The sequence below is a fragment of the Amycolatopsis sp. WAC 01416 genome, assembly GCF_003947485.1.
Lineage (GTDB): Bacteria > Actinomycetota > Actinomycetes > Mycobacteriales > Pseudonocardiaceae > Amycolatopsis.
The window spans coordinates 26338-47224 of record NZ_QHHX01000003.1; the positions used below are offsets into that span (position 1 = coordinate 26338).

The 20887-nt window shown below is 68.4% G+C and carries 19 protein-coding genes; 11 read left to right on the forward strand and 8 right to left on the reverse strand.

Annotated elements, in window-relative coordinates; translation table 11 throughout:
* Nucleotides 1–45: 45 nt before the first annotated feature.
* Together DL990_RS10010 and DL990_RS10015 are read left to right on the forward strand one after the other, a co-directional pair.
* The gene (locus DL990_RS10010) at nucleotides 46–843 is read left to right on the forward strand and encodes an SDR family oxidoreductase (RefSeq protein ID WP_125798518.1); all 798 of its coding nucleotides are present in this window, start codon (nucleotides 46–48) and stop codon (nucleotides 841–843) included.
* Nucleotides 840–1745: an SDR family oxidoreductase gene (locus DL990_RS10015; protein ID WP_125798519.1), complete on the forward strand. Its 906-nt coding sequence runs from the start codon at nucleotides 840–842 to the stop codon at nucleotides 1743–1745. Before DL990_RS10010 ends, DL990_RS10015 begins: the two co-directional genes overlap by 4 nt.
* Before the next feature lie 91 nt (nucleotides 1746–1836).
* On the opposite strand, the gene DL990_RS10020 is transcribed toward DL990_RS10015, so the two are convergent.
* The gene (locus tag DL990_RS10020; protein WP_125798520.1) at nucleotides 1837–2706 is read right to left on the reverse strand and encodes an N-acetyltransferase; all 870 of its coding nucleotides are present in this window, start codon (nucleotides 2704–2706) and stop codon (nucleotides 1837–1839) included.
* 66 nt (nucleotides 2707–2772) lie between these two features.
* Here DL990_RS10020 and DL990_RS10025 point away from each other — a divergent pair, with 66 nt between their 5' ends.
* Complete coding sequence (locus DL990_RS10025) at nucleotides 2773–3618, forward strand: hypothetical protein (protein WP_125780152.1); 846 nt, start codon at nucleotides 2773–2775, stop codon at nucleotides 3616–3618.
* Nucleotides 3619–3658: 40 nt separating this feature from the next.
* Nucleotides 3659–4144: a pyridoxamine 5'-phosphate oxidase family protein gene (locus DL990_RS10030; protein ID WP_125798521.1), complete on the forward strand. Its 486-nt coding sequence runs from the start codon at nucleotides 3659–3661 to the stop codon at nucleotides 4142–4144.
* Between the two features lie 63 nt (nucleotides 4145–4207).
* Here DL990_RS10030 and DL990_RS10035 read toward each other — a convergent pair whose 3' ends face one another.
* Nucleotides 4208–5371: a steroid 3-ketoacyl-CoA thiolase gene (locus DL990_RS10035; protein WP_125798522.1), complete on the reverse strand. Its 1164-nt coding sequence runs from the start codon at nucleotides 5369–5371 to the stop codon at nucleotides 4208–4210.
* 243 nt (nucleotides 5372–5614) lie between these two features.
* Between DL990_RS10035 and DL990_RS10040 the strand changes: the two genes are divergently transcribed.
* Genes DL990_RS10040 through DL990_RS10050 form a run of 3 tightly spaced genes read left to right on the forward strand, consistent with a single transcriptional unit; the run spans nucleotide 5615 to nucleotide 8728 of the window.
* Nucleotides 5615–6841 carry a cytochrome P450 gene (locus DL990_RS10040; protein ID WP_125780158.1) on the forward strand — a complete coding sequence of 409 codons (1227 nt, stop codon included), beginning with the start codon at nucleotides 5615–5617 and terminating at the stop codon, nucleotides 6839–6841.
* 27 nt (nucleotides 6842–6868) lie between these two features.
* Nucleotides 6869–7657 carry a transglutaminase family protein gene (locus tag DL990_RS10045; protein WP_125798523.1) on the forward strand — a complete coding sequence of 263 codons (789 nt, stop codon included), beginning with the start codon at nucleotides 6869–6871 and terminating at the stop codon, nucleotides 7655–7657.
* A gap of 48 nt (nucleotides 7658–7705) precedes the next feature.
* Nucleotides 7706–8728, forward strand: coding sequence for a YhjD/YihY/BrkB family envelope integrity protein (locus tag DL990_RS10050; RefSeq protein WP_125780162.1), 1023 nt, complete (start codon nucleotides 7706–7708; stop codon nucleotides 8726–8728).
* Between the two features lie 74 nt (nucleotides 8729–8802).
* On the opposite strand, the gene DL990_RS10055 is transcribed toward DL990_RS10050, so the two are convergent.
* From DL990_RS10055 to DL990_RS10065, 3 genes are read right to left on the reverse strand one after another with little or no spacing between them, the layout of a single operon-like run.
* The gene (locus DL990_RS10055; protein ID WP_125798524.1) at nucleotides 8803–9963 is read right to left on the reverse strand and encodes a thiolase domain-containing protein; all 1161 of its coding nucleotides are present in this window, start codon (nucleotides 9961–9963) and stop codon (nucleotides 8803–8805) included.
* Nucleotides 9960–11015: a thiolase domain-containing protein gene (locus DL990_RS10060; protein ID WP_125780166.1), complete on the reverse strand. Its 1056-nt coding sequence runs from the start codon at nucleotides 11013–11015 to the stop codon at nucleotides 9960–9962. Before DL990_RS10060 ends, DL990_RS10055 begins: the two co-directional genes overlap by 4 nt.
* Before the next feature lie 8 nt (nucleotides 11016–11023).
* Nucleotides 11024–12007 carry a Zn-ribbon domain-containing OB-fold protein gene (locus DL990_RS10065; protein ID WP_125798525.1) on the reverse strand — a complete coding sequence of 328 codons (984 nt, stop codon included), beginning with the start codon at nucleotides 12005–12007 and terminating at the stop codon, nucleotides 11024–11026.
* A gap of 97 nt (nucleotides 12008–12104) precedes the next feature.
* On the opposite strand from DL990_RS10065, the gene DL990_RS10070 reads away from it, so the two are divergent.
* Nucleotides 12105–13664: an acyl-CoA synthetase gene (locus DL990_RS10070; protein WP_125798526.1), complete on the forward strand. Its 1560-nt coding sequence runs from the start codon at nucleotides 12105–12107 to the stop codon at nucleotides 13662–13664.
* 59 nt (nucleotides 13665–13723) lie between these two features.
* Here the strand turns inward: DL990_RS10070 and DL990_RS10075 are convergent, their stop codons facing one another.
* Nucleotides 13724–14512 carry a crotonase/enoyl-CoA hydratase family protein gene (locus DL990_RS10075; protein WP_125780413.1) on the reverse strand — a complete coding sequence of 263 codons (789 nt, stop codon included), beginning with the start codon at nucleotides 14510–14512 and terminating at the stop codon, nucleotides 13724–13726.
* Between the two features lie 58 nt (nucleotides 14513–14570).
* On the opposite strand from DL990_RS10075, the gene DL990_RS10080 reads away from it, so the two are divergent.
* The gene (locus DL990_RS10080) at nucleotides 14571–16187 is read left to right on the forward strand and encodes an acyl-CoA synthetase (protein ID WP_199746295.1); all 1617 of its coding nucleotides are present in this window, start codon (nucleotides 14571–14573) and stop codon (nucleotides 16185–16187) included.
* An 11-nt stretch (nucleotides 16188–16198) separates the two neighbouring features.
* Nucleotides 16199–17305: a nitronate monooxygenase family protein gene (locus DL990_RS10085; RefSeq protein ID WP_125780173.1), complete on the forward strand. Its 1107-nt coding sequence runs from the start codon at nucleotides 16199–16201 to the stop codon at nucleotides 17303–17305.
* A 385-nt stretch (nucleotides 17306–17690) separates the two neighbouring features.
* Here DL990_RS10085 and DL990_RS10090 read toward each other — a convergent pair whose 3' ends face one another.
* Together DL990_RS10090 and DL990_RS10095 are read right to left on the reverse strand one after the other, a co-directional pair.
* On the reverse strand, nucleotides 17691–18497 hold the full coding sequence (locus tag DL990_RS10090; RefSeq protein ID WP_125780175.1) for a trypsin-like serine protease: 807 nt from the start codon (nucleotides 18495–18497) through the stop codon (nucleotides 17691–17693).
* A gap of 124 nt (nucleotides 18498–18621) precedes the next feature.
* Complete coding sequence (locus tag DL990_RS10095; protein WP_125798527.1) at nucleotides 18622–19875, reverse strand: APC family permease; 1254 nt, start codon at nucleotides 19873–19875, stop codon at nucleotides 18622–18624.
* 72 nt (nucleotides 19876–19947) lie between these two features.
* Here DL990_RS10095 and DL990_RS10100 point away from each other — a divergent pair, with 72 nt between their 5' ends.
* Entirely contained in the window at nucleotides 19948–20724 is a 777-nt protein-coding gene (locus DL990_RS10100) for a GntR family transcriptional regulator (RefSeq protein ID WP_125780178.1), read from the forward strand.
* The last annotated feature ends 163 nt before the right edge of the window (nucleotides 20725–20887 follow it).

Sequence of the window (20887 nt, forward strand, 5' to 3'; positions counted from 1 at the left end):
AGCAGGACGTCCGGCCCGGGTACAGCGACGTGAAGGAGGCCTCGCATGGCACTCGAACTCCGGCTCGACGGCGCCGTGGTGCTGGTGACCGGTGGGGTGCGCGGCGTCGGCGCCGGTGTCACCAGGACTTTCCTGCGTGCCGGCGCCGAAGTCGTCACCTGTGCCCGCACCGAACCCGAGCGGCCGGTCTGCGCCGGGGACAAGGCATCGACGTTCATCTCCTGCGACGTCCGTGACCCGAAAGAGGTCGACGCGCTCGTCGAAGAGGTCGTCCGGCGGCACGGCAGGCTCGACGTCGTGGTCAACAACGCGGGCGGCGCGCCGTACGCCGAGGTGGCGAACGCGTCGCCGCGGTTCCACGAAAAGATCGTCTCGCTGAACCTGCTGGCGCCGTTGACCGTCGCCCGCGCGGCGAACGCGATCATGCAGCAGCAGGAAAGCGGCGGCGTCATCGTGAACATCAGCAGTGTCAGCGCGACGAGACCGTCGCCGGGGACAGCGTCCTACGGTGCGGCGAAGGCGGGCCTGGACAACCTGACCGCGTCGCTCGCCGTCGAGTGGGCGCCGAAGGTGCGGGTCAACGCGCTCGACGTCGGCATGGTGCGGACGGAGCACTCGCATCTGCACTACGGCGACGAGGCGGGCATCGCGGCCGTGGGCGCGACAGTCCCGTTAGGACGGTTGGCCGAACCGGACGAGATCGGTTCCTGCGCGGTGTTCCTGGCGTCCTCGCTGGCGTCCTATGTCAGCGGCGCCTGCCTGACCGTGCACGGCGGGGGAGAGGTGCCTGCCTTTCTCGCCGCTTCCAATTCCAAGGTCGAAGAACGAAAGGAGCCGGTGTGAGCGGGATCGCCGACGGCCGGATCGTGGTGGTGACCGGGGCCGGTCGTGGAATCGGCAGGGCGCACGCGCTCGCCTTCGCCGCCGAGGGCGCGCGGGTGGTGGTGAACGACCTCGGCGCCGGGATCGACGGCAGCGGCGGGTCGGCGGGGCCCGCGCAGGACGTCGTCGACGAGATCGAGGCGCTCGGCGCCAAGGCGGTCGCGAACACCGACGACATCGCGTCCTGGGACGGCGCCGCCGCACTGGTGCGGACGGCCGTCGAAACGTTCGGCGGCTTGGACGTCCTGGTCAACAACGCGGGATTCCTGCGCGACCGGATGCTCGTCAACCTCGGCGAGGACGAATGGGACGCGGTCATCCGTGTCCACCTGAAGGGCCATTTCTCGCCGACGCGACACGCCGCCGAGTACTGGCGCGCCGAGGCGAAAGCGGGCCGGACGCGGGCCGCGCGGGTGATAAACACCAGCTCCGGCGCCGGCCTGCTCGGCAGCGTCGGGCAGGGGAACTACGCGGCCGCGAAGTCCGGAATCCTGGGTCTCACGCTGGTCGCGGCCACCGAATTCGCGCGCTACGGCGTCACCGTGAACGCGATCGCCCCGGCCGCCCGCACCCGCATGACCGAAGTGGCCTTCGCCGACGACATGGCCGCGCCGGAGGACGGTTTCGACGCCATGGCACCGGAAAACGTGTCACCGCTGGTGGTGTGGCTCGGCAGTGAGGAGTCGTCCGGGGTCACCGGCCGGGTGTTCGAGGTCGACGGCGGACGCGTCTCGATCGCGCAAGGCTGGCGGCACGGCACGGTGCGGGACAAGGGTTCCCGGTGGGCACCGGCCGAACTCGGGCCGGTGGTGGCGGAGCTGTTGGCGGACGCTCCGGTCCCTGAACCCGTTTACGGGGCTTAGTTCTTATATCGTGAAGTGTCCCTTTGAGACGGCCATCGTCTCAAAGGGACACTTCACGACATCCCCGCGACCGCGGACCCGTCCTCACCGCTCAGGAGGCGTCCCGCGCGAGATCCCGGACCGCGGGAAGCTGCTGAAACCCACCGGACTCGTAGGTCGCGATGGCGGCGACATTCGAACTAGGCGTGTTCACGCCCGCGCTCGACGACCCCAGTTCCTGGAGCGCGGCCGCCGCCGCGAAGGTGATCGCCCTGCCATGACCGTGCCCGCGATGGTCCCGGTGCACGCCCATCGGCTCGAGGATCCCGGGCTTCCCCGGGCCTGCCGACCATACGGCCACCGCCGCGACGGCGTTGTCCTCGTCGTCGTACCCGACCAGGCACCGGCCATCGGCATACGGCGCCCCGGCGGCCATCGTGTGCCACTTCTCGGGGGTGAACGTCGACCCGTCGAACGCCGCCCGTGTCAGGTCGGCCCATACGTGCGCTCGGTCCGGTCCGATCGTCTCGATCCTCAGGTCCGGGGCCTTCACCGGTTCGGTGAGGTCGCGGCGCAACGGTGTCCACGGTTCGTCGGTGCGCCAGCCGTGCTCGGGCAGGACGTCCTGGATGAACGCGTCCTTCGGCGCCTCGATGGACACGTTCCCCGGCGGAAGCACACCGCGTTCGGGCGCGATCACGTCTTCGGCCACCCGCCGTGCCAGTTCCTCGTCCCGGCGAACGTCCGGCGCGGTCGTGAGCCGCAGGAGGTCGGCTCCGTCCAGGAGTCCGACGGCGAGAATCCGGCCGTCGCGGCGCCAGAGCCGGACCGCCGCGGCTGTCGCCTCCGCCCCCGAGCGCCAGAACCAGCCGAGGTCACCGGGATGCAGCTGCCAAGCCACCCCTTCGGATTGCCAGTCCCGCAGCGCCTCCACGGCTTCGTTCAATCCGTCGAGTCCCGGTCGTTCCAAGTCGATCGCCATGCCGGTGATCACACCCCACCGAACGGCGGGCTCGCATCCGGTTTTCGGTGCGGCCAAGATGAGAAGGTGAAGTCACTTCAGCGCCGTCTCTGGGAAGCGGTCGAGCCGCTGCACGCCGTCGTCTACTTCGCCCCGGAAACGGCGGCCGCGGCCAAGGCGGTGGGTCTGCCCGGCTGGTGGATGGGCTATTTCGCCGGCCGGGTCGCGCCGCTCGGGCCGCTGCCGGAACCACCCGCGACCGCGATGCTCTTCGGGTTCTCCCCGCGGAGGGTCGCGCGATCCCTGCCGGACGCGTGGAAATACGCCGAACCGGCCGCCGTGCTCCAGAGCCGGATGGACGCCGTCGAGGCAGCCCTGAACCGGATCCTGCCCGCCGACGCGCCCTTCGAAGAACTGGCCGACCTGCTCGAACAGGCCGTCGCCGGCTGCGATTTCGCGGGCAGGCCGCTTGCCGCCGCCTGGTCTTCGGTCGCCAGGCCCGCCACGGCGGCCGGGCGAGTCTGGCTCGCGGCGACGGTGCTGCGCGAGCATCGCGGGGACGGTCACGTGCTCTCCGCGGTCGCCGCAGGATTGCGCGGACTCGACACCACGCTGACCCATATCGGCAGCGGGGCGGTGACCCGCGAGGTCATCCAGGTCAATCGTGGGTGGTCCGATGACGAATGGGACGAGAGCGTCGCGCGGTTGGCCGGACGAGGCTTCCTCGACGGCGATTTGAAGCTCACCGAGCAGGGAATCGCGCTGCGCCAACGGATCGAAGACGAGACCGACCGCCTCGCCGCCGGCCCCTCGGAAGCGCTCGGGGAGGTCGGAGCCGCCGAAGTCCTGCGGATCGCCATCCCGTTGAGCCGCCGGATCTTCGACACCGGCGCGATCCCGCTGCCGAATCCGATGGGGGCGCCGCGGCCCTGACCGCTCGAAACTGTCGGACCCCGGTGGGACGCTGTTCCGCATGGCGACGTGGCAGCAGTTCAGTGAAGAGGCACCCACGCTGGCGGAGAAGATCAAAGAGCGGTTCACCGCGGCGAAGTCGCATGTGCTGGCGACGGTCCGGCGGGACGGCTCGCCAAGGGTCAGTGGCAGCGAGGTCGATTTCCGTGAACAGGACCTGCTGATCGGTTCGATGATCGGCGCGATGAAGGCGAAAGACCTACAGCACGACGGCAGGTTCGCGATCCACGCCGCCTCGGCGATCGACGAGGGCGGCGCGGACGCGAAGGTGTCGGGAAAGGCCGTCGAGATCACCGATCCGGCGGAGGTCGCCCGCCTGCAGGGCGACGACGGGGAGGCGCACGTCTTCCGGCTCGACCTCACCGAGGCGGTGCTGACCTGGGTCGAGGGCAACACCATCTATTTCGACTTCTGGAAGGAGGGTCAGGGGAGCAAACGGCTCGCGAGGCCGGACAACGGTCCGGTGGTCGAGGTCGGCTTGGGTTAGCGTGTGCCTCTCAAACCACGGTTGGCAGACTGGGCGAGGAAGCCCGCTTTGAGAGCCACGGCGCTAGATCCGTTCGATGATCGTGCCGGTGGAAAGCGCGCCGCCTGCGCACATCGTCACCAGTGCGGTGCTCGCGTCACGGCGTTCCAGTTCGTGCAGTGCCGTGGTCAGCAGGCGGGCGCCGGTGCTGCCGACGGGATGCCCGAGCGCGATCGCGCCACCGTTCACGTTGACCTTGTCCTCGTCGGGCCCGTGCACCCGTTGCCACGACAACACGACTGAAGCGAACGCCTCGTTGACTTCGAAGAGGTCGAGGTCGCCGATCGTCATCCCCGCCTTGTCCAGGACACGTTCGGTCGCCTGCACGGGACCGTCGAGGTGGTAGTACGGCTCCGCGCCGACCAAGGCCTGCGAGACGATCCGTGCTCGCGGCCGGAGGCCCAGCGTCTTCGCCCGGTCCGAGTCCATCAGGAGGAGCGCGGACGCGCCGTCGGAGATCTGCGACGACGTTCCGGCCGTGTGCATGCCGCCTTCGAGGACGGGCTTGAGCTTGGCGAGGCCTTCGACGGTCGTGTCACGCAGCCCTTGGTCACGGGACACCAGCCGTGTCTCGCCGGTCGGCGTGCCGTCCTCGCCGAGCACGGGTGCCTTCACCGCGACGACCTCGCGATCGAAGTGTCCCGCTGCCCAAGCGGCTGCCGCCTTGGTCTGCGACGCGGTCCCGAACAGGTCGACGTCGTGGCGGGTGATCCCGCGGCGTTCCGCGATCCGCTCGGCCGCGCCGTACTGGTTCGGCATATCGATCGACCACGTCCGGGGCCGTGGCGTGCCGATGCCCTCGCCGCGGTTCGCGCCGAGCGGGACCCGGCTCATCGCCTCGACACCGCAGGAGACGCCCGCGTCGATCGCCCCGGCCGCGATGAGCCCGGCGATCAGATGCGTCGCCTGCTGCGCCGAGCCGCATTGGGCGTCGATGGTGGTCGCGCCCGTGGTCTCGGGGAGCCCGGCGTGCAGCCACGCCGTGCGCGTGACATTGCCCGCCTGCTCGCCTGCCTGGGTCACCGCACCGCCGATCGCCTGCTCGACCAGCGCTGGATCCAGCCCCGCGCGTTCGAGCAGGGCGCGCTGCGCCGCGCCGAGGATCTCGGCGGCATGCAGCCCCGCCAGGTGACCCCGCCGCTTGCCGACAGGGGTGCGGACCGCCTCGACGATCACCGGACTACCCACGTTCGCCTCCTGGGAAACACCGTTCACTACCGAGAAAAGTAGAACACGTTCTTGATTTGAGCAAGTCGCCCCTGGGTTGGCCGGTTTTTGATCACTGGTCGCCGGTCCCGCTTCATGCTGCGCTCGAACGGTTCCCGCTGGCTGAGTAAACGGGTTTCACTGAAACTCTTCACTTGGTAAACGCCGTATGCTTCAATCGGGTCTAGAACGTGTTTCATTGGCGAACCGCGTAGGAGGTAGCCCGTGGCCGCTCCCCTGATCCCCGCCGGTTTCGATTTCACCGATCCGGATCTTTACGCCACCAGACTGCCTCTGGAGGAGTTCGCCGAACTCCGCCGTACGGCACCGGTCTGGTGGAACCCGCAGCCGCACAACACCGCGGGCTTCCGCGATGACGGCTACTGGGTGGTCAGCCGGCTCGAAGACGTCAAGGCGGTGTCGAGGGACAGCGAGCTGTTCTCCTCCCGGGAGAAGACCGCGATCATCCGGTTCGACGAGAACATGACCGACGACAGTCTCGAAGCCAACCGTCTGGTCCTGCTCAACATGGACGCCCCGCAGCACACGAAGCTGCGGCGGATCGTGTCGAAGGGCTTCACGCCGAGGTCGATCGCGAAGCTCGAGGACACCCTGCGCGATCGTGCGGAGAAGATCGTCGGCGAGGCCAAGAAAAAGGGCTCCGGCGACTTCGTAGTGGACGTCGCGTGCGAACTTCCGTTGCAGGCCATCGCCGAACTGATCGGCATCCCGCAGGAAGACCGGATGAAGGTCTTCGACTGGTCGAACCAGATGGTCTCCTACGACGACCCCGAGTACGAGGTCGAGCCGCTCGCCGCGTCGGCGGAGATCGTCGGCTACGCCTGGAACATGGCCGAAGAGCGGCGCAAGTGCCCGATGGACGACATCGTCACGAAGCTGATCCAAGCCGACGTCGACGGTGAGTCGCTGGCCTCCGACGAATTCGGGTTCTTCGTCATCCTGCTCGCCGTCGCGGGCAACGAGACCACGCGCAACGCGATCACCCACGGGATGAAGGCGTTCCTCGATCACCCCGATCAGTGGGAGCTGTACAAGAAGGAGCGGCCGAAGACCGCCCCGGACGAGATCGTCCGCTGGGCAACGCCGGTGGTCGCCTTCCAGCGCACCGCGACCAGGGACACCGAACTCGGCGGGCAGCACATCCGCAAGGGCGACCGGGTCGGGATGTTCTACAGCTCCGCGAACTTCGACCCGGACCATTTCGACGAGCCGGAGAAGTTCGACATCCTCCGCGAGGACAACCCCCACGTCGGCTTCGGCGGCACGGGATCGCACTACTGCATCGGCGCCAACCTCGCGCGGCTGGAAATCGATCTGATCTTCAACGCCATCGCCGATGTCATGCCGGACATCACCGAAGTCTCGCCGCCGGACCGGCTCCGGTCGAGCTGGCTCAACGGGATCAAGCACTACCAGGTCCGGTACGCCTGAGCCGATGCCGTGAGGCACCATGGGGCCATGGGTCCCCACGTTCAGGTCGACGTCGAAATGTCCTTCCGGGTCACGAAACCCGGCCCCGCCGCGTTCGTGGTCGCGCTCGCCGGCGGGGCCGCCCAGGAGGAGTTCGCCTATCCCGCGCCGCCGCGCCAGGTGGCGTTCGAGCACGGGACCCGGGCACAGGTCGTCGATCTGCCGTCCGGGGAACACGTCGTGCGATACCGGGCCCAACGCGAACTCGGCGCCGCCGACGCCGAGTCGCTCGGTCAAGACGATCTGATCCGCTACACCCGGCCCAGCCGGTACTGCCCCTCGGACCGGATGGGCGGGCTCGCGTTGTCCCGCTTCGGTGGCTTGCCCGACACACGCACCCAGGTGGAGGCGATCGTCCGGCACGTCGGCGAACACCTGTCCTATGTGGTCGGTTCCGGTTCGCCGACCGACGACGCAGTCGACACCTACCTCGCCGGGGCGGGGGTTTGCCGCGACTACGCGCACGTCTGCATCTCGCTGTGCCGCGTGATCGACATCCCCGCCCGGTTCGCCGCGGTCTACGCGCCCGGACTGTCCCCAATGGACTTCCACGCCGTGTTCGAGGCCGCGATCGACGGCCGCTGGTACGTCTTCGACGCGACCGGCCTCGCGCCGAGGCAGAGCCTGTGCCGGATCGCGACCGGACGCGATGCCGCCGACACCGCGTTCCTCTCCACCCTCGGCTGTGAGCTGGACTTTCTCGGCAACACCGTCCTGGCGACCGCGGGCCCGTCACTGCCGGAGGACGACGGCTCGGGACTGATCGCGCTCGCTTGATCGCGTGTTGACCACGAGCCGTGACCTCGCTGAGGTAGACATTGGCGTGTGAGGGAGAAGCAAGCACCGACGAAATGGAAGCGGCTGCGTGCCCGCTACCGCTGGCTGGACCACGTGGCGCGGGCGGTGAACCGCTACATCGAGTACGGCGGGTACCACTACGTCGCGTCGATCACCTATTTCAGCCTGTTCTCGCTGGTGCCCATCCTCATGGTCGCGGTGTCGGTGGCAGGCTTCGTGCTGGCGAGCCAGCCGCAGCTGATCGAGTCGATGCTGAGCGCGATCACCGGGACCCTGCCCGGCGGCCTCGGCGACAAGGCGGGCGAGCTGCTCACCGGGTTCGTGGAGCAGCGGACCAGCGTCGGGATCATCGGTCTGATCATCGGGCTGTACTCCGGCTGGAACTGGATGAACTCGCTCCGCGACGCGCTCACCGCGCTGTGGGGCCAGAACCGGTCGGATCTGCCGTTGCTGCGCACGATCGCCGCGGATCTGCTCGCGCTGCTCGGCCTCGCGAGCGCGCTGCTGGTCTCCTTCGCCATCACGATTTCCGGCTCCGCGCTCGGCCGGTATCTGCTGGGGCTGGCCGGGGTGGACGACACCGCCTGGGGGCACAACGTGCTGTCGGCGATCTCGATTCCCTTGGCGCTGCTGGCGAACTGGCTCGTGTTCCTCTGGGTGCTCACCCGGCTGCCGCGAAAGCCGGTCGGTGTCCGTAGCGCGATGCGCGGCGCGGTCGCGCTGGCACTGGGCTTCGAACTGCTGAAGCAGGCCGGTGGGATCTACCTGCGATTGATCGGGAACTCGCCGACCGGGGTCGCGTTCGGCTCCATCATCGGTCTGATCTTCTTCATCTCGCTGGTGGCCCGGATGCTGGTGTTCGTCACGGCTTGGACGGCGACCGCGCGCGACGCCCCACCGGATCCGGTCCGGCCGCCGCCGCCCGTGGTGGTCCGGCCCGTGATGGCGGCGCCCGATCGGCACGGCCTCAAACCGGTGCTGGTGGGTGCGGTGACCGGAGTGGTCGCGACACTGGCCGCGCAACGCCTCCGGCCACGCCGCCGTCCCTGACCCGTGCAATGAAGGACGCTTTCATAGCAAAATTTGCTATGAAAGCGTCCTTCATTGCACGGGTCAGGGGACCGTCAGCTCGGTTTGGCCGAGCCCACCACCCACATCGAGAAGAACTGCGAACCGCCGCCATACGCGTGCCCGAGCGCGATCCGCGCGCCGTCGACCTGGTAGTCCCCGGCCCGGCCCATCACCTGCTTGGCCGCTTCGGAGAACCGGAGCATCCCGGACGCGCCGATCGGGTTCGACGACAGGACACCGCCCGACGGGTTGATCGGCAAGCGGCCGCCGAGCGCGGTTTCGCCGGCCTCGGTGAGCTTCCAGCCTTGGCCCTCGCCGGTGAATCCCAGGTTTTCCAGCCACATCGGCTCGAACCACGAGAACGGCACGTAGATCTCGGCGGCGTCCACTTCGGACAGTGGGTCGGTGATGCCCGCGTCCCGCCACAGCGCGGCGGCGGCGTCCCGTCCGGCCTGGGGGTTCACCTGGTCGCGTCCGGCGAACGTGGTCGGTTCGGTGCGCATCGCGGTCGCGTGGATCCACGCGGCGCCACCGGGGACGGCGTCGCCCGATGCCTCGTCGCCGATCACCATCGCGCAAGCACCGTCCGAGGACGGGCACGTTTCGTCGTAGCGGATCGGGTCCCACAGCATCTGCGACGCCTGCACCGACTCGACCGTGATGTCGGACTGCCGCAGATGAGCGTAGGGATTCAGGGCGCCATTGCGGCGATCCTTGGCCGCGACGATCGCGCCGATGTGGTCGGGCGCGCCGGACCGGCGGATGTACGAGCGCACGTGCGGTGCGAAATAGCCGCCCGCCCCGGCGCCCACCGGCATCTGGAACGGCGGCAGAATCGACAGGCCCCACATCGCGTTCGACTCGGATTGCTTCTCGAAGGCCACGGTCAGCACCCGGTTGTGCACCCCGGCCTGCACCAGCGACGCCGCGACGAGCGCGGTCGAACCACCCACCGAACCCGCGGTGTGCACCCGCAGCAACGGCTTCCCGGTCGCGCCGAGCGCGTCGGCGAGGAACAGTTCGGGCATCATCACGCCCTCGAACAGATCCGGCGCCTTGCCGAGGACGACGGCGTCGATGTCGTCCCAGCCGGTCTGGGCGTCGAGCATCGCCCGGTCGATGGCCTCCCGGAGCAGTCCGGGCATGGACACGTCGGTGCGTTTGGCCTTGTGGTGGGTCTGGCCGGTTCCCAGTACGGCCGCGAGGTGCTTCACGAGAGGACCTCCAAGGTCGCGACCAGGTTCTGCTGGAGGACGGGGCCGCTGGTCGCGTGGGCGAGGGTCTTGCGCGCGCTGCCGTCGAGGATGCGGTTCGCCGCCTCACCGATCCGCGCCAGCCCCGCCGAGAACATCGGGTTTCCGGTCAGGACCCCGCCGGAGGGGTTGATCCGCACCTGGTCGCCGAGGCCCAGCGCCTCGCGCAGGATCAGTTCCTGGTGGGTGAACGGCGCGTGCAGTTCCGCGACCTCGACGCCGTCGAGATCGAGCGCGCGCCCGGCGGCCACTGTGGACGGTGACCTGGTGAGATCCCGGACACCGAGCGCGGGGGAGTCGACGCGATGCTCGATTCCGGTGATCACCGCGGGACTGTCGACGAGGTCCGCCGCCCGCTCGACCGAGGCGAGCACGAGGACGGCGGCGCCGTCGGTGACGGGGGCGATGTCGTGGGCCCGTAAGGGATCCGCGACGAACGGGGCGTCAAGGAGATCGGCGACTTCGACGGATCCGGAGAGCTGCGCGGCGGGATTCCCGGCGGCGTCGGCGCGGCTGCGCGCGGCGACTTCGGCGAGATCCTTTTCGGACCACAGCCCGGCTTCGAGCCCCAGCCTCGCCTGGATCCCGGCGACGCTCACCGAGTCCGGCCACAGTGGCGCGACGACGTACGGGTCCATTTGCAGGGCCAGCACCCGGCGCAGCTGCCCGGCGGACGACTTGCCGAAGCCGTAGACGAGTGCCGTGTCGACCTCGCCCATCCGGATCTTCAGCCACGCCTCGTACAACGCCCACGCGGCGTCCATCTCGACGTGCGACTCGTGGATCGGCGGGAAGGCGCCGATGGCGTCGACCGCGGCGATGAACGAGAACGCGCGGCCGGCGAGGTAGTCCGAGGAGCCGGAGCACCAGAACCCGATGTCCTCTTTGGACAGACCGGTGCGCTCGAAGACCTCGGCGAAGATCGGCACCAGCATTTCCACGCCGTTGGTGGTGCCCGGGGTGCTGCGGACGTTGGGGGCCTGCGCGAAGCCCACGACTGCTACATCTGGCACTGTGGTCCTCACAGATGGTGGGCGAAGGATTCGTACGGTGCGTCAGGCTCGCCGGTCGGTTCGAAATGGCCGATGTTCTCCAGCGACGTCCACCAGTCGTCCCGCGGTTTCCACGCGGCCCGGACCCGCATGCCCATCCGGACGTCGGCGGCGTCGCAGCCGAGGACGAGATGCAGGAACGCGATGTTCGCGCCGTCGAGCAGAATGTACGCGGCCACGTATGGCGGTTTGATCTTCTGTCCGAGGAACGGCACGTTCACGATGCAGAACGTGGTGACGATGCCGGTGTCGGGCAGCTCGACCTCGTCGGTGGTCGGGACGCCGTCGGTCGGGCAGGCACCGCGCGGCGGGATGTAGACCTTCTCGCAGGACGGGCAGCGCTGGCCGATCAGCTTCCCCTCGGCGAGCCCGCGCAGGTACCGGCTTTCCTCCGGTGACGCGGAATGCTCGTAACGCAGGTGGATCGGCGTGATCACCACGCTGACCGGCGCACCCTCTTCGCGTTTCGCGACAGGGGGAGGCGCCTCGGTGGATTCGGTGTCGGGTCCGTCGGCGGGGACGAAGTAGGCGATGTCCCGGATGTGGCCGACGGTCTCGTCCGCCCAGCGGATCCGCACTCGCTGTCCAGTGTGGACTTCTCCGGGGCTGCCCGCGTCGACCGCGTGCAGGATCGACGTGTCGGCGCCGTCGAGCCGGATCAGCGCCCAGGCGAACGGCCGCGACAACGGCTGGCCGTCGAGGGGTTCGGCGATCCAGGACCAGGAGACGATCTCGCCCTCGGAGGCCACCGGCACGAAGTCGGACAGCGCCTCGGCGGTCACGGGATCGTATTCCAGCGGCGGTACGTGCACGCGGCCGTCACTGCCGCGAACGCCTTCGACGCGGCGCTCGCGCAGGGCGTTGACGAACCGGCCGAGCACGGGGCCGACCGAGCGGGTGTAGTCGAAGCCCACGTTGAGCGGGGCCGACAGCGGGAGTTCGGGTGCGCTCACATTCTGAGTGAAACACGTTCTCGATTTTCCGGCAAGATCGGTCGTGTCGGGCTCGCTGACGGTTGCTCTTGAGTGGAACGCGTTCTAGATTTGCGGTATGTCGACTGCCACCGGGACACTTGGGGTCTGGAACATCGCCGCGCAGGAGCCGGAGCGGGTCGCACTCGTCGATCCGGACGGCCGCTCGATCGGCTACGGAGAGCTCGCCGCGAAAGCGAACGCGTACGCGCGGGGGCTTCAGGCGCTCGGGCTCGAGGCAGGCGACGTGGTCGTCGTCCTGCAGCCCAACGGCGACGAACTCGTCGCGGCCTATTTCGCCGCCATCCAGTCCGGTCTGTACATCGTGGTGGTCAACTGGCATCTGGTCGGGCCGGAGGTCGCCTACATCCTTTCCGACAGTGGCGCCAAGGCCTTCCTGGCGCACGAACGCTTCGCCGACGTCGCGATCGCCGCCGCCGACGAGGCCGGGATCCCGGAACGCGGGCGGTTCGCCGTCGGCGACGTCGAAGGCTTCCGCCGGATCGAGGAACTCGGCTCCGGCGAGGGCGACGGGCGTCCGGAGCGGCGCACCGCGGGCTCGCCGATGCTGTACACGTCCGGGACAACGGGACGGCCCAAGGGTGTCCGGCGGCCGCTGACCGGCGCCGACCCCGACACCGTTCCGGGCGCGTCTACGTGGTTCTTCGGGATCTTCGGCCTGGCGCCGCACGACGAGCACGTGCACCTGTGCGGGTCGCCGCTCTATCACACGGCGGTGCTCAACTTCGTCGCCATCTCGCTGCAGCTGGGGCATACCGCGGTGCTGATGGACCGTTGGGACGCCGAGGACATGCTGCGGCTGATCGAGCGGCACCGCGTCACGCACAGTCATATGGTCCCGACGCAGTTCCGCCGCCTGCTCGCGCTGCCGGACGACGTCCGCGCGGCCTACGACCTGAGTTCGCTGCGCGTGATGATCCACGGCGCCGCGCCTTGTCCGCTGGAGGTCAAACGCCGGATGCTCGGCTGGTGGGGGCCGGTCGTCACCGAGTACTACGCGGCCACCGAGGGCGGCGGGACGGCGATCTCGGGGGAGGAGTGGCTCAGGAAGCCGGGTTCGGTGGGGCTGCCGTGGCCGGGTTCGACGATCAAGATCCTCGACGACGAGGGCACGGAACTGCCCGCGGGCGAAACCGGCACCGTGTACATGAAGATGGGCGACTCGAAGTTCGAGTACCACAAGGACCGGGCCAAGACGGACAAAGCGCGCGTCGGGGACCTGTTCACGCTCGGCGACGTCGGGCATCTCGACGAGGACGGTTACCTCTTCCTCCACGACCGCAAGGCCGACCTGATCATCTCGGGCGGGGTCAACGTCTACCCGGCGGAGATCGAAGGCGAACTGGTGATGCACCCGAAGATCGCCGACGTCGCGGTGTTCGGTGTCCCGCACGAGGACTGGGGCGAGGCGATCAAGGCCGTCGTCGAGCCCGCGGACGGCGTCGAGCCCTCCGAGGAGCTGACCGCGGAGATCCTCGAGTACGCGGCGTCCCGGCTCGCGAAGTTCAAACTCCCGCGTTCCGTCGACTACTTGCCCGAACTCCCGCGCGACCCGAACGGGAAGCTCTACAAGCGCAAGCTCCGCGACCCCTACTGGGCCGGACACCGCGTGCCGTAACGCAATCAGTCACCTACTTGCGATGGCATCCTCTCGCAAGTAGGTGACTAATTGCGGGGTCAGCGGCCCCGGAAGACGGGTTTGCGCTTCTCGGCGAAGGCGCGGGGACCTTCCTTCGCGTCTTCGCTCGCGAAGACCTCGATGCCGTACTGAGCGTCGAGCTTGAAGGCCTCTTCCTCGTGCATGCCCTCGGTGTCGCGCAGGGTCTTGAGGATCGCGCGGACCGCGAGCGGGCCGTTCGCCGCGATCAGGCCGGCCAGCTCCATGGCCTTGTCGAGGGCCTTCCCGTCCGGGACGACGTGGCCGATCAGGCCGATCTCCAGCGCCTCGGCCGCCTTGATATGCCGTCCGGTCAGCAGCAGGTCCGCGGCGACGGTGTACGGGATCTGGCGGGGAAGCCGGACGGCCGAACCGCCCATCGGGAACAGGCTCCACCGCGCCTCGGAGACGCCGAACTTCGCGCTCTCGCCCGCGACGCGGATGTCGGTACCTTGCAGGATCTCCGTGCCGCCGGCGATCGCGGCACCTTCGACGGCGGCGATCAACGGCTTCGTCAGCCGACGGCCCTTGAGCAGGCCCTCGATCCGGCTGGGGTCGAACGTGCCCTTCTCGAACGAGTCGGACGGCGAGTTCTTCGACATCGACTTCAGATCCGCGCCCGCGCAGAACGCGCCACCCGCGCCGGTGAGTACGCAGCAGCGGATGTCGTCGTCCTCGTCGACCCGGTTCCACGCCTCGACCATGATCCCGAGCATCTCGCCGCTGAGCGCGTTGCGAGCCTCGGGACGGTTCATCGTGACCACGAGGGTGTGTTCGATCTTTTCCACCAGCGCGTGCGGTTCGCCCACCAGAACCTCCCAAAGAGCGGCCATTGCCCGGAACGATAACATGTTCTACTTTGAGGGAGTGGCACTCAACATCGCGGATCTACTCGAGCACGCCGTCGACGCCGTGCCGGAGCGCATCGCGGTCGTCTGCGGCGATCGGCGGGTCACCTTCGCCGAACTGGAAGAGCGCGCCAACCGGCTGGCGCACCATCTCGCCGCACACGGCGTGGGACCTGGATCCCACATCGGTGTCTATTCCCGGAACTCGATCGAGGCACTGGAATCGATGATCGCCGCGTACAAGCTGCGCGCGATCGCGGTCAACGTCAACTACCGTTATGTCCACGGCGAATTGCGGTACCTGTTCGACAACGCCGACCTCGTGGCGCTGGTCCACGAGCGCCAGTATTCGGACAAGGTGGCCGCCGTCCTGCCGGAGACGCCGAAACTGAAACACGTTGTCGTCGTCGACGACGGAAGCGACGGCGATTATTCGTCCTACGGCGGCGTGGACTACGAAGCCGCGCTCGCCGAAGGCTCACCAGAGCGGGACTTCGCCGAACGCAGCGCCGACGACATCTACATCCTCTACACCGGCGGCACCACCGGCTATCCCAAGGGCGTCCTGTGGCGTCACGAGGACATCTGGCGCGCGCTCGGCGGCGGCATCAACTTCGTCACCGGCGAATACGTCCCGGACGAATGGACACTCGCCGAACAGGGCAAGTCGGGCAGCCTGGTCCGGCTCCCGGCCGCGCCGCTGATCCACGGCGCCGCGCAGTGGGCCGCGTTCGGCGCGCTGTTCACCGGCAGCCCGGTGGTGTTCGTCCCGCGGTTCGACGCGCACGACGTCTGGAAAGCGGTGCAGGACAACAAGGTCCAGGTGCTCACCATCGTCGGCGACGCGATGGCGCGGCCGCTGATCGACGCCTACCGCGAAGGCGACTACGACGCGTCGTCGATCGTCGCGGTGTCGAGTCACGCAGCCCTGTTCTCCCAGTCGGTGAAGCAGGAATTCCTGTCGCTGCTCCCGCATGTGGTGATCACCGACGCGATCGGATCGTCCGAAAGCGGGTTCACCGGCATCGGCATGGTCAGCAAGGACAGCGATCATTCCGCCGGCCCGCGGGTCAACTTCGGCAAGGACGCGATCCTGGTGGACGACGACGGCGCGCTCGTCGAGCCGAAACCGGGCGCGATCGGGCTGATCGCCCGGCGCGGGCACGTTCCACTCGGGTACTACAAGGATCCCGCGAAGACCGAGAAGATCTTCGTCGAGATCGACGGCAAGCGGTACGTCGTCCCGGGTGATTACGCGCGCTACGAGGACGACCTTACGGTGACCCTGCTCGGCCGGGGGTCGCAGTGCGTGAACACCGGCGGCGAGAAGGTGTACCCGGAGGAAGTCGAGGGCGCGCTGAAGTCGCATCCGGACGTCTTCGACGCGCTCGTCATCGGCATCCCCGACGACCGGCTCGGCCAGCGGGTGGCCGCGGTGATCCAGCCGAGGGCGGGCAAGGAGCTCGACTTCGCCGCGATCGAGGCGCATGTGCGGACCGAGATCGCCGGGTACAAGGTGCCACGCAGTCTGTGGCTCGCCGAGGAGATCGGGCGCTCGCCCAGCGGCAAACCGGACTATCCGTGGGCGCAGCGCTACGCCGCCGAGCACGAGCCCGTCACCATCCAACCGGCGTAAAAAGGAGCTACATGCGGACGTCTCTGTGCGACCGGCTCGGGATCGAGCTGCCGATCGTCGGGTTCACCCCGTCCGAACACGTCGCCGCGGCGATCAGCCGGGCGGGTGGTCTCGGCGTGCTGGGCTGCGTGCGGTTCAACGACGCCGCCGAACTCGACTCCGTCCTGTCCTGGATGGACGAGAACACCGGCGGCAAACCGTACGGCGTCGACATCGTCATGCCCGCGAAGATCCCGGCCGAAGGGACGTCGATCGATCTCGCGAAACACATCCCTCAGGGGCATCGCGACTTCGTGGAGCGCACTCTGCGTGACCTCGCGGTGCCGCCGCTGCCGGACGACACCGACGAACGCGCGGGAGTGCTCGGCTGGCTGCATTCGGTCGCGCGGGCCCATGTCGAGGTCGCGCTGAAGCACCCCATCCGGCTGATCGCCAACGCGCTGGGGTCACCGCCGGTGGACGTCATCGAGCAGTGTCACGCGAAGGGCGTGCCGGTCGCGGCTCTGGCGGGCAAGGCCGAGCACGCCGTCCGGCACGTCGAGAACGGCGTGGACATCGTTGTGGCGCAAGGATACGAGGCGGGCGGGCACACCGGCGAGATCGCTTCGATGGTCCTGCTGCCCGAGGTGGCGGACGCCGTCGGCGATCGTGTTCCGGTGCTCGCCGCCGGCGGGATCGGTTCGGGCAGGCAGGTCGCGGCTGCGCTCGCGCTGGGCGCGTCCGGGGTGTGGATGGGTTCCTTCTGGCTCGCCACCGAGGAATACCTCCAGACCATGGGGGATTCGGAGGCGATGCAACGCGCGCTGGTCGCGGCGGGTTCGTCCGACACCGTCCGGACGCGGATCTACACCGGCAAACCGGCGCGGCTGCTCAAAACGCGGTGGACCGAGGCGTGGGCCGCGCCCGACGCGCCCGAACCGCTGCCGATGCCGTTGCAGAACCTGCTGGTGTCCCACGCGCACAACCGGATCCACCACGCCGCCGATCCGAGTGTGGTCTCGATGCCGGTCGGGCAGATCGTCGGCCGGATGGACCGGGTGCGCCCGGTCGCCGAGGTGATCGCGGAGCTCGTGTCGGGCTACGAAGAGGCACTGTCGCGTTTGGACAAGACCCGCTGAAGTGTTCCCGAATGCTATTGAGGGGTAAGGCAAGCGTGTCGTGTGTCGGGGTGAGACGGTGGGCTGGGTGACGCGACACCGTACTCGCGTGTTCAGACCCGGATCACGCGAGTCACGTCCCCCAAGCACGCGAGTCACGCCTTGCCGAAGTACATGAAGGCCCCCTTCCTTGCGCCTAGCGCAAGGAAGGGGGCCTTCATGTACTTCACGACCGGGCCGCCGAGGTCACCGTCGTCTCACTGTCACCAGGGATCACATCCGACGGTAGCGAAAGCCTCCTTCACTACCATCAGAGTAGGTAAGGAGGCCTTCCCGAACGTCATGAACGGTCCGTTACTCGCAAAATTGCAAGTAACGGACCGTTCATGGCATGCCGTGCGAGAGATCAGAGACCGGCGGCCGCGTTCTTGATCGCGGTCGCGAAGGTGCTCACCTCGGTGTAGACGCCGGGAGCGTGCGCCCGCGCGCACCCCTCGCCCCAGCTGGTGATGCCGACCTGGATCCAGGCGCCGGCGCTGTCGCGACGGAACATCGGGCCGCCCGAGTCACCCTGGCAGGTGTCGACGCCGCCGGAGTTGACGTTGCCCGCGCAGATCTCGGCGCTGGCGATCAGGTCGGCGTAGCTGCCGCCCTGCGCCTTGCAGGTCGAGTCGGAGACGAACGGCACGTTGGCCTTGAGCAGGTAACGCTGCTGCGCCCCGCCCTCGGTCGCGGCACCCCAGCCCGCGACGGTGAACGTGCCGCTGTTGTTGGCCGCCGAGGTGTTGATCGGCAGCGTCGGGATGCCGCTGACCGGGCTCGCGAGCTTGATCAGGGCCCAGTCACCACCGGTGGAGGTGGGGTAGGTCGGCGACCGGTGCACGTAGGTCGACTTGACCTTCTTGGCCGCGGTGCTCTGCAGGTCCACGACACCGAGGGTGGCGGTGATGCCCGTGTTGGCCCCGGTCCGTGACACGCAGTGCGCGGCCGTCAGCACGATCTGCGGAGTGTAGAGCGCACCGCCGCAGCCCATGGAAAGCCTTACCATCCAAGGGAATTCGCCCTGAGCGGCGCGGGTCCCACCGACCACGTCGGTGGACGGCGGCTCCGCGGCGACGGCTTGCGGAGCCGTGGCGAGACCCGCCAGGGTTCCGGCCGCCGCGACGGCGATCAGGGATTTTTTGAGCAGGCTGAACCGACGCTTGATGTTCAAGGGTTCATTCCTTCCGGCTGTCCACAGTGGAGGCAGGGAGACTGACTGCGGCCAACTGACTACAGCAGGTGGACATACACCGGGACAACCAACTTTCTTCGGATCTTTCAGCCTTTGGTGGTGATTAACGGACGTTCGAGCCGAGTCGCCGACGAATGGCGTAGCCCAGAGCGCCCAACGCCAGTACTCCTGAACCGGTGAGCACCGAAACCGCCGGAAGACTGAACGCGAGCACGGCGCAACCGAGCAGACCCGCGATGGGGATGATCCGACGTGCTGGCCGCAGGGTCAGCGCGCTGGCGTTCGTCACGGCGTAGTAGGCGAGCACCGCGAACGAGGAGAAACCGATCGCGTCGCGGAGGTCGAGGGTGCTCGCGAGCAGGGCGACGACGACACCGACGGTCACCTCGGCCCGGTGCGGGACGCCGAAGCGAGGATGCACGGCGGTCAGGTAGCGGGGGAGATGCCCGTCGCGCGCCATGGCCAGCGTGGTCCGCGAGACACCCAGGACGAGCGCGAGGAGGGAGCCCAGCGCGGCGACCACGGCGCCCACCCGGACCGCGGGCGTGAGCCACGACCAGGACGACCTTTCGACGCCTTCCGCGATCGGGTCCGGGCTCCGGCCGAGCAGATCCGGGCCGAGGTGGTACAGCAGGACGAAGGCGAGAACGGCGTAGATGACCAAAGCCAGCCCGAGCGCGATCGGCACGGCGCGGGGGATGGTGCGCGCCGGATCGCGGACCTCTTCGCCCAGCGTGGCGATCCGCGCGTAGCCGGCGAACGCGAAGAACAGCAGGCCGGCGGCCTCGAACACGCCACCGATCCCGGGAGCGGGCAGCGGGCCCGGCGTCGTCGCCGTCACCGTGCCGCCGAAGAGCATCGCGGCCACCGCGAGCGCCAGGATCGTGCAAGTGACGGACACCATCAGCCTGGTCGCGAACGCCGAGCGCTGGACGCCGCGGTAGTTCAGCCCGGTCAGCGCGGCCACGACGGCCACCGCGAACACGCTCCGCCACGGCTGCCCGAGCCCTGGCGCGGCGTAGGTGACCACGGTCAGTGTCATCGCCGCGCAGCTGGCCGTCTTGCCGACCACGAATCCCCAGCCGGCGAGATACCCCCAGAACTCACCAAGGCGTTCGCGTCCGTAGACGTAGGTCCCGCCCGAAGCCGGGTACAGCGCGGCCAGCCGGGCCGACGACGTCGCGTTGCAATAGGCGATCACGGCGGCGATGGCGAGCCCGGCGGGAAGCCACGCTCCCGCGGCCTTGGCGGCCGGGGCGAAGGCGACGAACACCCCCGCTCCGACCATCGAGCCGAGTCCGATGAAGACGGCGTCGCGGAGGCCGATCCGCCGGATGAGGGTGCCCTTTTCGTCCACGAGTGTGAGCGTGGCATGAACACTTCGTTCGGGTCAGTACAGGGCAGGTGAATTCGGCCTAAGATCTGGACAGTGAGAACACGTTCACCGAGAGTCCATCCTTCTGCCGACGGCCCTGTTCGAGACGGAATTCCCGAACACGGCCGCGTTCCACGCTATTACGCGGTCAAAGTCGAACTGCTCGACGTGATCTCCGAATTGGGGCAAGGAGCGGCACTTCCCACGGAACGGGAACTGTCCGAACGCTTCGAGGTTTCCCGCGCCACGGTCCGCCAGGCCGTCGGTGAACTCGTCCTCGAAGGACGGCTGAGCAGGCGACAAGGCAGCGGCACGTACGTGGCGGGCCCGAAGCTCGTCCAGCCGCTCGCTTTGGTGAGTTACACCGAAGGACTCAGGAGGCAGGGCATTCAGCCCGGCCGGAATCTGATCTCTTTGGAACGTCGTGAGGCGGGTCCTTCGCTGGCTTCGGAACTGGAAATCGATCCCGACGACGACGTGATCCACATCGAGCGGGTGCTGCTCGCCGACGACGAGCGGGTCGGGCTGGAATCGACCTATCTCACCGCCGAGCGATTCCCGACGCTGATGGATGTGTTCGATCCCACACAGTCCCTCTACGCCTGTTTGCGGGAACGGCTCGGGGTGGTCTTCGACGGCGCCGAGGAGCGGGTCGAGACCGTGCTCGCCACTCCTCGCGAGGCGTTGTTGATCGGGACGAACCCGGCGCTGCCGATGCTGCTGATGCACCGGACGTCGTGGGGGACCGACGGCGTCCCGTTCGAGCGCGTCCGGTCGCTGTTCCGCGGTGACCGGTTGTCCTTCGAAACCCGCCTCGGCCGCGTGGAGTGAACCCCGCCTCCGCAAGTGGTCACCTGCTTGCGGTGGTTGCAACTTCAACGAACGGCAGGCAGCTGACTACTCGCGGTGTAATGTAACGCAAAGATAACAGGTCTGGTCCACATTTCGGGGGCACTTCACCTGGGGTTAGGGCTGGGGTCACGGAGCGTTGGTG

What these genes read in the sequence shown, in the direction of transcription:
- DL990_RS10070 (WP_125798526.1), top strand. Translation starts at nt 12,105, where the DNA reads ATGTCGACTGCCACCGGGACACTTGGGGTCTGGAACATCGCCGCGCAG.
- DL990_RS10085 (WP_125780173.1), top strand. Translation starts at nt 16,199, where the DNA reads ATGCGGACGTCTCTGTGCGACCGGCTCGGGATCGAGCTGCCGATCGTC.
- DL990_RS10045 (WP_125798523.1), top strand. Translation starts at nt 6,869, where the DNA reads ATGGGTCCCCACGTTCAGGTCGACGTCGAAATGTCCTTCCGGGTCACG.
- DL990_RS10030 (WP_125798521.1), top strand. Translation starts at nt 3,659, where the DNA reads ATGGCGACGTGGCAGCAGTTCAGTGAAGAGGCACCCACGCTGGCGGAG.
- DL990_RS10010 (WP_125798518.1), top strand. Translation starts at nt 46, where the DNA reads ATGGCACTCGAACTCCGGCTCGACGGCGCCGTGGTGCTGGTGACCGGT.
- DL990_RS10020 (WP_125798520.1), bottom strand. Translation starts at nt 2,706, where the DNA reads ATGGCGATCGACTTGGAACGACCGGGACTCGACGGATTGAACGAAGCC.